13 protein-coding genes and 2 pseudogenes are annotated in these 12,514 nt (G+C 66.8%); 2 read left to right on the top strand and 13 right to left on the bottom strand.

Annotated features, from left to right (window positions below):
- Positions 1-72 precede the first annotated feature (72 nt).
- Together ACUXVA_RS17890 and ACUXVA_RS17885 are read left to right on the top strand one after the other, a co-directional pair.
- A complete protein-coding gene (locus ACUXVA_RS17890; protein WP_445487318.1) occupies positions 73-972 on the top strand; it encodes an amidohydrolase family protein in 900 nt (299 codons plus the stop codon).
- A 7-nt stretch (positions 973-979) separates the two neighbouring features.
- Entirely contained in the window at positions 980-1,660 is a 681-nt protein-coding gene (locus tag ACUXVA_RS17885; protein WP_265079099.1) for a GntR family transcriptional regulator, read from the top strand.
- Positions 1,661-1,694: 34 nt separating this feature from the next.
- Here the strand turns inward: ACUXVA_RS17885 and ACUXVA_RS17880 are convergent, their stop codons facing one another.
- The 13 genes and pseudogenes from ACUXVA_RS17880 to ACUXVA_RS17820 form a co-directional block, all read right to left on the bottom strand.
- Complete coding sequence (locus ACUXVA_RS17880) at positions 1,695-2,192, bottom strand: cytochrome c-type biogenesis protein (protein WP_265079100.1); 498 nt, start codon at positions 2,190-2,192, stop codon at positions 1,695-1,697.
- A 5-nt stretch (positions 2,193-2,197) separates the two neighbouring features.
- The gene (locus ACUXVA_RS17875; protein WP_445487315.1) at positions 2,198-4,180 is read right to left on the bottom strand and encodes a heme lyase CcmF/NrfE family subunit; all 1,983 of its coding nucleotides are present in this window, start codon (positions 4,178-4,180) and stop codon (positions 2,198-2,200) included.
- Positions 4,177-4,698, bottom strand: a complete 522-nt coding sequence (gene ccmE / locus ACUXVA_RS17870) for a cytochrome c maturation protein CcmE (protein ID WP_265079102.1) — start codon at positions 4,696-4,698, stop codon at positions 4,177-4,179. Before ccmE ends, ACUXVA_RS17875 begins: the two co-directional genes overlap by 4 nt.
- Positions 4,699-4,759: 61 nt before the next feature.
- Positions 4,760-5,863, bottom strand: coding sequence for a c-type cytochrome biogenesis protein CcmI (gene ccmI / locus ACUXVA_RS17865; RefSeq protein ID WP_445487313.1), 1,104 nt, complete (start codon positions 5,861-5,863; stop codon positions 4,760-4,762).
- 138 nt (positions 5,864-6,001) lie between these two features.
- A complete protein-coding gene (locus tag ACUXVA_RS17860) occupies positions 6,002-7,399 on the bottom strand; it encodes a hypothetical protein (RefSeq protein ID WP_265079104.1) in 1,398 nt (465 codons plus the stop codon).
- A gap of 96 nt (positions 7,400-7,495) precedes the next feature.
- A complete protein-coding gene (locus tag ACUXVA_RS17855; RefSeq protein WP_265079105.1) occupies positions 7,496-7,966 on the bottom strand; it encodes an RT0821/Lpp0805 family surface protein in 471 nt (156 codons plus the stop codon).
- Between the two features lie 164 nt (positions 7,967-8,130).
- Complete coding sequence (locus ACUXVA_RS17850) at positions 8,131-8,559, bottom strand: growth inhibitor PemK (protein ID WP_445487310.1); 429 nt, start codon at positions 8,557-8,559, stop codon at positions 8,131-8,133.
- Positions 8,560-8,566: 7 nt separating this feature from the next.
- Positions 8,567-8,833: a type II toxin-antitoxin system Phd/YefM family antitoxin gene (locus tag ACUXVA_RS17845; protein ID WP_265079106.1), complete on the bottom strand. Its 267-nt coding sequence runs from the start codon at positions 8,831-8,833 to the stop codon at positions 8,567-8,569.
- 89 nt (positions 8,834-8,922) lie between these two features.
- The gene (locus ACUXVA_RS17840) at positions 8,923-10,299 is read right to left on the bottom strand and encodes a sensor histidine kinase (protein ID WP_265079107.1); all 1,377 of its coding nucleotides are present in this window, start codon (positions 10,297-10,299) and stop codon (positions 8,923-8,925) included.
- The gene (locus ACUXVA_RS17835; RefSeq protein WP_265079108.1) at positions 10,289-10,960 is read right to left on the bottom strand and encodes a response regulator transcription factor; all 672 of its coding nucleotides are present in this window, start codon (positions 10,958-10,960) and stop codon (positions 10,289-10,291) included. The genes ACUXVA_RS17840 and ACUXVA_RS17835 overlap by 11 nt, the downstream gene beginning before the upstream one ends.
- A gap of 86 nt (positions 10,961-11,046) precedes the next feature.
- Positions 11,047-11,619: a 3TM-type holin gene (locus ACUXVA_RS17830; RefSeq protein ID WP_265083762.1), complete on the bottom strand. Its 573-nt coding sequence runs from the start codon at positions 11,617-11,619 to the stop codon at positions 11,047-11,049.
- Positions 11,620-11,621: 2 nt separating this feature from the next.
- Positions 11,622-12,041, bottom strand: a pseudogene (locus tag ACUXVA_RS17825) (glycoside hydrolase family 19 protein); the annotation flags it as partial.
- Positions 12,040-12,450, bottom strand: a pseudogene (locus ACUXVA_RS17820) (hypothetical protein); the annotation flags it as partial. The pseudogenes ACUXVA_RS17820 and ACUXVA_RS17825, both read right to left, overlap by 2 nt.
- Positions 12,451-12,514: the final 64 nt, after the last annotated feature.

Genomic DNA, 12,514 nt, shown 5'->3' with positions numbered 1-12,514 from the left:
CTGCCGTCAAATCGGCCGGACAGCGGCACGCCGGATGGCGCACTGCAGCCGAATGAACGGGATGCACGAAAGATGACGTCACCCACGCCCGGCATGTCGCCGAAGCCCTGCCCCGGTCCGGACCGCCATCCGAAACGACCGGCGTTCGTCATGCCGCCCGGCGCCTGCGACACCCACGTCCACGTGTTCGGCCCACAGGCAACCTTCCCTTTCAGCGACCAGCGCAGCTACACGCCGGAAGACTGCACCTGCGACGACCTGATGCAGCTCCACGCGACACTGGGGATCGACCGCGCGGTCATCGTGCATGGCGGCGCGCATGGCACCGACAATCGGGCAACCCTCTCCGCGCTGCGTTCCCATCCGACCCGGCTGCGCGGCGTCGCCGTGATCGCCTCCGGCCTCTCGCCGGGCGAACTGGAAGACCTGCACCGCGCCGGAATGCGTGGCTGTCGCATGTCGACAGTGGTGAGCGGGGGTGCGTCGTTCGCGCATCTGCGCGGGCTGGCGGAGGAAACCTTCGATCTCGGCTGGCATCTGGTGCTGCATTTCAACAAGGCGACCGAACTGGTCGACGTGGCGCCGCAGCTGTTGACGGTGCGCAGCCCGTTCGTGCTCGATCACCTCGCGCGCATCAGCGCCGCGGAAGGCGTCGATTCCGAACCGTTCCGGACGCTGCTGCGGCTGCTCGATACCGATCGATGCTGGATCAAGCTCGCCAGTCTCTACCGCCTCTCCGCCGAGCCCTATCCGCATCGCGACATGCTGCCGATGATCCACCGCGTGATCGAGGCCCGGCCTGATCGGATCATCTGGGGCAGCAACTGGCCGCACCCCATCTGCCCCGTGCCCATGCCCAACGACGGCGACTTGGTCGATCTGATCCCGCTGTGGATTCCCGACGAGGCTGCGCAACAGCGCGTCCTGGTGGACAATCCCGCCGCGCTCTATGGTTTCGACAGCAACGGGTGATGCATCGATGAACGCCGCACGTACCGCCGGTTCCGTGCCGACCACGCTCTCGACCACGCTGGTCGCGCGCCTGCGCGACTCCATCATGCGGGGCGAGCTGCTGCCCGGCAGCAAGCTCAATCTCGACCGTCTGCGGGCCGCCTTCGGCGTCAGCCTCAGCCCGCTGCGCGAAGCGCTGTGCCGACTCGAGAATGACGGCCTGGTGGCGCTGATCGACCAGCGCGGCTACCGGGTGACGCCGGTCTCGCCCGGCAATCTGGCGGAAATCATCCGGCTGCGCGTCGAGCTCGAAGGTCTCGCGGTGAAGGAAAGTATCGCGCACGGCGACGTCGCCTGGGAAGGTCGCGTGCTCGGCACATTGCACCAACTCAGTCGCTGCAAGCGCGGGCCGCGTTCCATCGACGAGCAGGAAGCCTGGGAGACCGCCCATCGCGCATTTCATGCCGAGCTGATCTCGGCGTGCCAGATGCCGTTGCTAATGCAGTTCTGCGCCACCCTGCACGACCAGAGCGACCGCTATCGGCGCATCTTTCTGAAGAAGCACCAGCCCGATCGCGACGTTCCGGCCGAACACACCGCGATCGCCCATGCGATGATCGAGCGGCGCACGCGCGACGCCACGCGGATCCTGCGCGAACATATCGAGCGCACCGGCCGCAACATCCAGGCTGCATTGTCGGTGGCGTGAACAACGTACGATCCGGCATCCGGATTTGCGCAGGCTAGGCCTGTCTGGTCTCTGCCGTCTCGCCCGCGAGCAGCTTCTCCACCCGGGCCTCTTCCTCGGCCGACAGCGTCGGCGGCGTGCCGTCCGCTGCCGTCCCCTTTTCACGCCGCCGGTAGTGCCACCACAGCGCGAGGCCGCCGCCGCCGAGCGCCAGCGGCGTCAGCAGCCAGAGCAGCAGCGTGTGCCGCTCCAGCCGCGGCTTCAGCAGCACGAATTCGCCGTAGCGCGCGACCAGGAAGTCCAGCACCTGACTGTCGCTGTCGCCGCCGGCCAGCCGCTCGCGCACCAGCAGCCGCAGGTCGCGCGCCAGCGGCGCATCGGAATCGTCGATCGACTGGTTCTGGCAGACCATGCAGCGCAGCTCGCGCGACAGCTCGCGGGCGCGGGCTTCCTTGGCGGGATCGGCCATGATCTCGTCGGGCTGCACGGCGTGGGCGGCCGGCGATGCGACGATCATCGCCAAGGCGACGCATGCAGCGCGCAAGACATTCACGCGCATCATTCCGCTGCCTGCAGCGCGCGCGGGACCTTGGCCGGCTTCGGTGCGCCGACGCGCAAACGTCGGTCGGACAGCGACAGCAACCCGCCGAACGCCATCAGCACCGGGCCGAACCAGATCAGCAGCACCATCGGCTTGTGATAAATCCGCACCGCGATGCCGCCATCCGGCGCGGTGTCGCCGAGCGAGATGTAGAGCTGGCTGAAGCCGCGCGACAGCAGGGCCGCTTCGGTGGTCGACGACTGCCGCGTGGTGAAGTTGCGCTTCGACGGCGTCATCACGCTGAGCTTGTCGCCGCCTTGGCTGACGCCGAAGGTGGCGATCATCTCGCGGAAATTCGGCCCCTGGCGCTGCGTGACGTCGTCGAGCCTGAGTTCGTATCCCGCGATCTTGGCGACCTCATTCGGCTTCATGGTGCCGATATATTCGCTGTTCCAGGTGGTCTCGCAGACGATGCCGATCAGCGCCACGCCGACGCCGGCATGCGCGAAAGCAGTGCCCCAGGTCGAGCGCGGCAGGCCGCGGGCGCGGCGCATGGCGGTACCGAACGGCGCGCGGAACAGTTGGGTGCGCTCGACAAGGTCGGTGATGGCGCCGCCGATGACGAACACCGCAAGGCCGATGGCCAGCGGCGCCAGCGCCGCGCCGCCTTTGGTCCAGGCCCACAGCAGCGCGACGGCGACCAGGGCAGCGACGCCGGCGGCCATCAACCGCTGCGCCGCGCCTTTGATGTCACCGCGCTTCCATGCCAGCAGCGGCCCGAACGGCACCGCCAGCAGCAGGGGCACGAACAGCGGCCCGAAGGTCAGGTTGAAGAACGGCGCACCCACCGAGATCTTGTCGCCGGTGAGCACTTCGAGCGCCAGCGGATACAGCGTGCCGACGAAGACGGTAGCGCAGGCGGTGGTGAGGAACAGGTTGTTGAGCACCAGCGCGCCCTCGCGCGAGATCGGCGCGAACAGCCCGCCCTGCTTCAGCGCCGAGGCCCGCCACATGTACAGCGTCAGGCTGCCGCCGATGAAGATGCACAGGATCAACAGGATGAACACGCCGCGGGTGGGATCAGTGGCGAAGGCATGCACCGAGGTGAGCACGCCGGAACGCACCAGGAAGGTGCCGAGCAGCGACAGCGAGAAGGTCAGGATCGCGAGAAGGATGGTCCAGACCTTCAGCGCGTTGCGCTTTTCCATCACCACGGCCGAATGCAGCAGCGCGGTGCCGGCCAGCCACGGCATCAGGGAGGCGTTCTCCACCGGGTCCCAGAACCACCAGCCGCCCCAGCCGAGCTCGTAATACGCCCAGTACGAGCCCATCGCGATGCCCAGCGTCAGGAAGATCCACGCCACCAGCGTCCACGGCCGCACCCAGCGCGCCCAGGCGGCATCGATGCGGCCTTCGATCAGAGCAGCGACGGCGAAGGAGAACGAGATGGAGAAGCCGACATAACCGAGATAGAGCATCGGCGGATGCACCGCGAGGCCGATGTCCTGCAGCACCGGATTGAGATCGCGGCCCTCGATCGGCGGATTGGCGAGGCGCAGGAACGGGTTCGAGGTGATCAGTATGAACAGGTAGAACGCGGTGGCGATCCAGCCCTGCACCGCCAGCACGTTTGCGCGCAAGGTCAGCGGCAGGTTGTTGCCGAATGCCGCGACCAGCCCGCCAAACAGCGCCAGGATCGACACCCACAGCAGCATCGAGCCTTCGTGATTGCCCCAGACGCCGGTGATCTTGTAGAGCAGCGGCTTCATCGAATGCGAGTTCTCGAACACGTTGGCGACCGAGAAGTCCGAGTTGACGTGCAGCATCACCAGCGCCGTGAACGACAGCGCCGCGAACAGCGGCTGCGCCAGCGCGGTGGAGCGCGCCACGTTCATCAGCGCGGGATCGTGCAGCCGCGCGCCGAGGATCGGCACGGTCGACTGGATCAGCGCCAGCGCCAGCGCCAGCACCAGCGCGTAATGTCCGGCTTCGGCGATCACCGCAAAACTCCTTGTTTTGCGTCAGTGACACTCTGCGGCGTGTTCGACGCGCCCTGCGCGCCCGCCGCACCCGGCTTCTTGTCGTAGTCGTCCTTCCAGTGGCCCTGCTTCTTCAGGGAGTCGGCGACTTCCTTCGGCATGTAGTTCTCGTCGTGCTTGGCCAGCACGGTGTCGGCCTTGAACACGCCGTTGGCATCGAGCGCGCCCTCGGCGACCACGCCCTGCCCTTCGCGGAACAGGTCGGGCAGGATTCCCTTGTAGGCCACCGGCAGCTTGGCGCCGCCGTCGGCGACCTCGAAGGTCACCGCGAGATTGTCGCCGCGCACCAGCGAGCCCGGCTGCACCAGTCCGCCGAGCCGGAAACGCTTGCCGACGGGAACGTGCTTCTCGGCCGCCATGGTCGGCGTCGAGAAGAACACGATGGAGTCGCGCATGGCGTTCAGCACCAATGCCGCCGCCACCGCCAGCACCGCCAGCGAGCCGCCAATCATCGTCAACCGTCGCTGCTTGCGTGTCATATGACTCCTCCAAGGAGCATGATGTGGTCCGAAAACCGCTGCGCACTTTTCGGCATCATGCTCACCCGTCCAGCCCGGCGCTTTTCAGGCCGTCGTTGAGTTGCCGCAGCCGCTCGGAGTCGGAACCGACCGCCTGCCGCGCATCCGCCACCGCCTGCTTCGCCTTGTCGCGGTCGCCCAGCACCATATAGGCACGCACCAGCCGCAACCATCCCTCGACATCGTTGCCGTCATTCTTCAACCGCGTCGCGAGGCGGTCGACCATGCTCTGCACCATGGCGTTGCGGTCGCCCGCGCCCATGCCCTGCGCGGCAGCAATGGTGTCGTCGGACAGCGCCGGCAGCGCAGGACCGCCGACACGGGCCAGCGCGGCCTGCACCACGCTGCGCCACGGCGCGTCGGCCGGCGCCTTGGCCAGCATGTCGCGCCAGACCGCCGCGGCATCCGCCATGCGGCCGTCCTGCTCGGCGGCGAGGCCGAGGAAGAAGCGCGCCTTCGCCTCGTTCGCATCGAGCGCCACGGCGCGATCGAACTCTGCCTTGGCATCCGCAGTGATGACACCATTGGCCGCAGCGGCAATGGCCTCGCCGAGGTCGGCGCGACGCGCCGCGGTGTCGCCGCCATAGGTGATGGCATTGCGGAACGCGACGACCGCATCGTCGAAGCGGCCGAGCTTGGCCAGCACCGGTGCCAGCACGTTCCAGCCGCGGCCATCGGTGGGGTTCTGCTCCAGATGCTTCTGCACCTGCGCGACCAGATTATCCATCGGGTCCGAGGCGCTAGGCGCGCGGGCGCGTTCGGCCAGCGGAAAATCGGGAAAGCGCGGCGACCCGAGCGGCAGGTAGAAGGCCATGGCCAGCGCCGGAAGGCCGACCAGCGCCAGCACCGCGACGGCGCGGCGGAACCGCGGGCTGGCCTTTGCCGGCACATCCTGCTCGGCGTCGGTGGCAGCCAGCAACCGGCGGCCGATCTCGACCCGGGCGGCTTCGGCCTCCGGCGCCGCGATCAGGCCTGCGGCCGCGTCGCGGCCGATCTCGACGAGCTGATCCTTGTAGACGGCGGATTCGCTGCCGCCGGCCTTGCCCGCGGTGGCGCGGCCAAGCGGCCACAGCACAGCGAAAATCGCTGCGGCAGTCATCAGCGCGAACACAAACCACAACGTCATTGCACAGGGTTCCGGTGACGGCGATTCAGCCCGGCGGGCGGCATCGGCTGGCCGGGTTACACCATTTCTAAACCGGCCGCGCAATTGACTTCTACGGCACCAGTGCGGCGAAAAGTTGCGTTAAATCAATGCGGCAGCTCAGCCTGCCTTCTTCGGTTTGCGCTCCACCACGACCATGGCGTTTTCCGCCGCGCGGCTCATCAGCTGGGCGTATTCGGCGCCGAACAGCAGCTCGCAGAAGCGGATCGCGGCCTTGGCCTGCATGTGCCGGAACGCCTTCACCTTGGCGTCGCCGTTACGCAGCGACTGCACCAGCGCCTCGGTGGATTTCTCGACATATTGCTGCAGGTCGGAATAGGTCCGCAGCGTCACCTCGTTGATGGCCAGCTCGCTGGCATAGGTGCGGCAGATCGCGACGAAATCGATCAGCGCCGCGGTCTCCTCGACGTCGGCCGGATCGATCTGCGCGGTGGGGGTGATGTCCTTGTCCGGACGCTGGCGCAGCAGCCGGCGGACGCGGCCGGGCACGCTGTCGATCTCCGACTGCAGCGTGGTCGAAATATCCACCCGGATCGAGGCAAGCTGGCGCCCCCACGTCGAGTCGTTGCGGATGTCGAGCTCGGTGCGCAGGCCGCGGACGCCATCATGGACAGTCTTGAGATGGTCGGCGACGCTGTCGAACTTGCCGCGCTTGATCTCGCTGCGCAGGGTGGCCGCGACCCGGGTGAGGTCGTGGATCGCCATGGTCACGGCGATGCCATAGGAGGTGGCGGCGACGCGGATCTCGTCGTCGGAGGCGGCAATCTTGATGGCCAGGCGGATGATCTGCCAGGGCGCCAGCAGCCGCTGCATCACCAGCGAAAGCGCGAATGGCAGCACCTGCGGCGTCACCAGCGCCGGCACGTTGAGGGCGCTGTTGACGGAGGCCACCTGCGCGTCGCCGAACGTCCTGAGCTGGCTGGGAATCTTGAGGCTGAGGCCGTCCAGCGCCTCGCGCGCCTTCAGTGCCGCGCCGATGCCGGGCAGATCCTCGACCACATGCGGCGCCCCGACCCGGGCCAGGCCGCGGTTGCGATCGCCGCCCGCTGCCGGTCCGGCCACCTTGAGAATGGCATCGGCGGCGGCCTGCTGGAACTTCCTCACCGCGCGTTCGACATCCGCGCTGGCCTCCGGCTTGCCGGCCACCGCAGCCTCGAATTCGCTGACCGCCTCGACCGCGCCTTCGCGCTCCAGCCATTGCCAGGTGGCCTGCAGCGAGGCACGGCGGATCTGCCCGGGCCTGACCGCGGCAACGCCCTCCGCCAGGAACGGCTCCAGCGACCGGAACACCAGCCGGGCGGGATCCTCGACCCGCGGGCGCACCGCGTCGACGTTGCCGCGCACAACCGAGCGCAGCACATCGAGCACGAAATTGGCGACATTGACGTCTTCGTTGCGCGCGATGGACCGCTCATACTCGCGCATCAGCAACGCCTGCGATTGCGGCGGCAATTGCGCGAGATAGTCCCGGAGACGGTCGATCGATGTCTGGCTCATGCACCCAAGGTCCGCGCGTTCCGGTCGGCCCAAGACCGGACGCAGCCAACGGATTTCATAGCAGGGCCGACGTTAAGAAGCGGTTGAGGAATGGCCTCAGCCGACCGCGGCCCAGCCGCCGTCGGGAGCCCGGCAGGCAGTGCCGCGCGCCGTGCTGAGCGCGCCGTTGACGGTGATGGTGTGGGAAAAGCCGCGGCATTGGCGGCCCTTCTGGTCATAGGCCGGCCCCGGCACGATGTTGCCGTAGCGCCCGGACGCCGGATTCCGCCACGGCACCGGAGCGCCGGAGGCGCCATTGTCCAGCGCCGCGAGCTCGGCCTCATAGGCCAGCTTGCGGTCGTCCTCATTGAGCAGCGGACCGAGCTTGGCGCCGATCAGCCCGCCCATGGCGGCATTGTTCACCGCCGCCGAAGCGCTTTCCCCGGATAGGCCAATGGCCGACTTGATGGAGGTGGAGGTGCCGGTGAACGCCCGCGCCATCGGGCCGGGACCGTCGCCGGAGGTGACGTCGCAGCCGGCAAGCGCCAGCGCCGCGGCCAGGATCAGGGCAGTCTTGAACTTGAACATGAACATCCGCCTAGTGCTGCAGGATGGCCATCGCAGCGTCAAGCTCTGACAAAGCGGACAATTCGGGCGGGATCGGGGCGACTGCATCGCGCCTGCAGTGGAGAGCTCGTTCTTGCAGGCCTCGCGGCGGCTGAAGGATGGTCCGGACGGCGAAGCGGTGTGCGTCAGCGTGCGATAACGTTCTTCGCCGTCGCGTCCAACTCCAGGATCATGATGCGGATTTTTTCGTACAAGGCTGGCGGGATGAATCCGTAATCGAACTGACCGGGCCGGCCCTTCGGCACCGGATAAAGGTCGAATCCGGGCCATACGAATTCGTTCAACTCGTCGCAAATGACCCACGAGCTCAGACTATCGAGACCGAGATGTTGCTTGACCCTTGCGGGTATCTCCACCGCATGCGTGCCGGCCCGAGGTTCGCTATGCGTGATGGGGGCGACAGTGACGGAGGTCTGACCTTTTTCAGTCCTGATGGCGAGCACCACAACAGAGGGCCTTATTTTTTCGCCCTCATCATAACCTGCTTCGGATTCACGACTCCAAAGAAACTTGTAGCTGATGACGAGACCCGCTTCTGGGCTTGGGAGAGGCATTCGATTTCTAGTCTTGCATCAGGGCATTCAACGCATCGTGACGTTCGTCCATATGCGCGGTCTTGAGCGCATCGACTCTATCGCTCGGGAGTTTTCCGACGATCAGAGATTTGCGCGCCTTCTCTTTCAGGGCTTCGAATTCTGCGAAATCTTCCGGCGATACAAAATAGCCAGTCACCCGATTATGGCTGGTGACAGCCACCGTTTCGCGATGCACTTCGTGCTGAATCTCTGCAAAATTGCGAGCAAAGGCGGTGGCTGTGACCGTGCGCATGTCGGGCTCCTAGAAGACAAAGCCATAATTCACAAAATACCAATAATCTGCAAGTTACAAATTTTTTGTATTTTACGCAATTTACTTGCTCACACCCCCGGCAGCACCAGTTCCGCCCGTAGCCCGCCGATCGGGGCGGTGCCCAACGTCAGGCTGCCGCCATAGAGCGCGGCGAGGTCGGTGACGATGGACAGGCCGAGGCCGGAACCGGGCTTGGTCTCGTCGAGGCGCTGGCCGCGCCGGGCCACGGTGGCGCGCTCGGCGGCGGACAGGCCGCGGCCGTCGTCGTCGACGATGATGCGCAGTTTTGGCGCGGCGTCGCTGGCCCCCTGCCGCTCGACCAGCACTTCGATGAAGACGCGGGAATCCGCCCATTTGCAGGCGTTGTCCACGAGGTTGCCGGCCATCTCCTCGAGATCCTGCTTTTCGCCGCGGAATTGCGCGGCGGCGTCAGCTTGCACGTCGATGGCGATGTCGCGGTCGCGGTGGATCTTTTCCATGGTCCGGCACAGCGCCTCGATCGCCGGCGCGACCTCGGTGATCGTCCCGACGATGGTCAGGCGCGCGGCGATCCTGGCCCGTTCCAGGTGATGGGCCACCTGGTCACGCATCACGTCGGCCTGCTCCAGCACCTTGGCTGCGAACGGATCGCGACCATGACTGTTGGCCTCGTTGACGATCACCGACAGCGGCGTCTTGATGGCGTGGGCGAGATTGCCGACATGGGTGCGGGCGCGCTCGACGATGGCGCGGTTGGCGTCGATCATCGCGTTGGTCTCGCGCGCCAGTGGCGCGATCTCCACCGGGAATTCGCCTTCAAGGCGTTCGGCACGGCCGGAACGGATGTCGGCGATAGCGTCGGAAATGCGCTTCAAGGGTGCCAGGCCGAAGCGTACCTGGAAGATGGTGGTGAGGCCGAGCACGATCGCCAGCGCCAGGAAGGTGCCGCCGAGGTAATAGTCGAAGGTGCGGGTTTCCTCGACGATCTCGGTGGCGTCGCCGGCGACGCTGACCCGGTACTTGCCGTCGGCGCCGAGATCCACCGGCCGTTCCACCATGCGCAGCTTCTGGCCTTCCGGTCCCTCGACATAGCCCAGCCGGATGCCGGCCGGAGTCAGCTCGACGCCCTGGTCCTCCAGCAGCGGCAGCTTCTTGTCCCACAGCGAGCGCGAGGCGCGGGTCTCGGTCTTGTCGGAATCGGTTCGGGCGATTTCCCAGTACCAGCCGGACAACGGCAGCTCGAACAGCGGCTCGCCGAGCGACTGCAGGTCCTTGTCCTGCGGATCGTCGGGCGCGCCGACTTCGGCTATCAGGGTGCGCAAATACAGATTGAGCCTGCGGTCGAAGGCGCGCTCGGTGGCCTGGCGATAGACCGACGACAGCACGATGCCGGTGATCACCAGGATCACCACCACCCAGGCGGTCGCCGAGATAAACAGTCGTGTCGATAACGAGCTAGCGCGCATCGGTGGGTGGCGTGAGCAGGTAGCCCAGCCCGCGCACGGTCTGGATGATGTCGACGTCCAGCTTCTTGCGGATGCGGCCGACGAACACCTCGATGGTATTGCTGTCGCGATCGAAATCCTGGTCGTAGAGATGCTCGACCAGTTCGGTGCGCGAGATCACCCGGCCGGTGTGGTGCATCAGATAGGCCAGCAGGCGATATTCGTGGGAGGTCATCTTGATCGGATTGCCGTTGACGCTGACGCGCCCGGTGCGGGTGTCCAGCGACACCGGACCGCAGGTCAGTTCACTCTGGGCGTGCCCCGCCGTGCGCCGCAGCAGCGCGCGGATCCGTGCCAGCACTTCCTCGAGGTGAAACGGCTTCGCCACATAATCGTCGGCGCCGGCATCGAAGCCCTGCACCTTGTCGCTCCAGCGATCGCGCGCGGTGAGGATCAGCACCGGCATGGCGCGACCGTTGCGGCGCCAGGCTTCCAGCACCGAGATGCCGTCCATCTTGGGCAGGCCGATGTCCAGCACCACGGCGTCATAGGGCTCGCTGTCGCCGAGGAAATGCCCCTCCTCGCCATCGAAGGCGCGGTCAACGACATAGCCGGCATCGACCAGCGCTGTGGTGAGCTGGCGATTGAGATCGGGATCATCTTCGACGACGAGCAGACGCACGGGACTTCTCCAGGCTGGATCAACCAACCGCATCAGCATGCACCGCGCAGCGGTGAATGCCGGATGAACGGCCGATCGTCCGAAGCTTACTTTTTCTTCACAACCGCCTTCACCAGCCGCTCGACCGCGCCCGGCGCATCCTGTCCGGTGACGGCGCTGACCTTTTCGCGGGTGCGGCCGCTGACATAGACGCCTAGCACGCCGAAGCGGAAGCCCCAATAGGTCACCAGCAGCGCGGTGGCGCCGACCAGCGCGTTGATGGTCTGGATGTCGCCGGTCCAGAACTCGTGCACCAGCACGATCCACAGCGCCGCGCATTCGAAGGTCAGCTCGAAGGCATAGAGCGGTCGCCACCAGCGCTGCACCACATCGTCGCTGGCGATTTCGGCGCGGATGGTGGCCTGGGTCTCCGCGATCGCCGTGCGCTGGGTCTCTGCCTCGGCGAGGATCATCTCCGCCCACTGCGCCTCCGCCTCCGCCAGTCTGGTCGGGTCTGCCGCCGGCAACGCGCTCTGCACCGCCGCCGGCGTCAAATTGACGGAGCCGACCGCCTTGGCGAGGATTTCGCCGGCGACGCCGCCGAGCGGCCCGCCCACTGCAGTGCCGAGCATCGGCGCGCCGAGCGCAATCACCTGTTTGCCGAGGTCTCCCCAATCCATGGTCATGTCCTCCTGAAGGCCGCGACGAGCGCGGCGATGAATGTTGCCAAGGTCGTCAGCCGCGGCTCCGGCGGGTCGGGCGCCAGTGGTGGCGAAGCGATCACCAGCGGCGCGTCGCCGAGTGCGGTCTTCCATTTCGCCAGCCAGGCTTTGCGCTGATCGAGACCGACGGTGCCGCCGTTGAGCCGGCGGGTGACGCCCAGCACGTCGTCCTTCAAGGCGAATGGCAGGCAGCCGCAATTGATGAAATCGGCGACGCCGCAGGCGAGGAAATGGCGCGGATCGATCACCAGCTCCGGCTGCGCCACGACATCGAGCCCGGTGGCCTTCGCCAGCCGCTGGTAGCCCTCGCGCCCGGTGGTCTGCGCCGCGCCACGGCCACGAAAATTCCAGCCGTCGTCGGAGCCGCTTCGATTGCCCATGGCGATTTTCAGGCGCCGACTGGCCGGGCCCGAGGACCTGCACCACCGCGGCCGGCTCATAGCCGAACTCGGTACTGCCGGGGATCAGCGTTACCGCGCGCAGCCCCTTGCCGCCGCCCGACGATGTGCTCTCGCTGGTGACGACTTCCTCGAGCGGCGTCGCCCAGATCACCTGGCCGCCGAGCCGTGCGCGGCCGTAGACCCGCGGGATCGGCGCGCCCTCGCTGGAGGCCATCACGTCGAGATCGGACAGGCGCGGGCCCTCGACCGTCTTGCCGGCGCTGCCGAACAGCGCGTGGTCGAGCATGTTGCCGACCACCGCGCCGGCGAGCCGCCCGGCGATGGCGCCGACCGGGCCGAACAGGCCGCCGATCGCGCCGCCGGCGGCCGAGAGAACAAGTGCGGCCATCGTCTTCCTCCGGAATTTAAGCGGCAGAAGCGCGTCACGATTGTCCTGCGACTGCCGTGACCGG

It is taken from the genome of Rhodopseudomonas sp. RCAM05734, assembly GCF_052658035.1.
The sequence above is the reverse complement of the archived record's forward strand: the minus strand, read 5'-3'. Positions and strand labels throughout refer to the sequence as shown.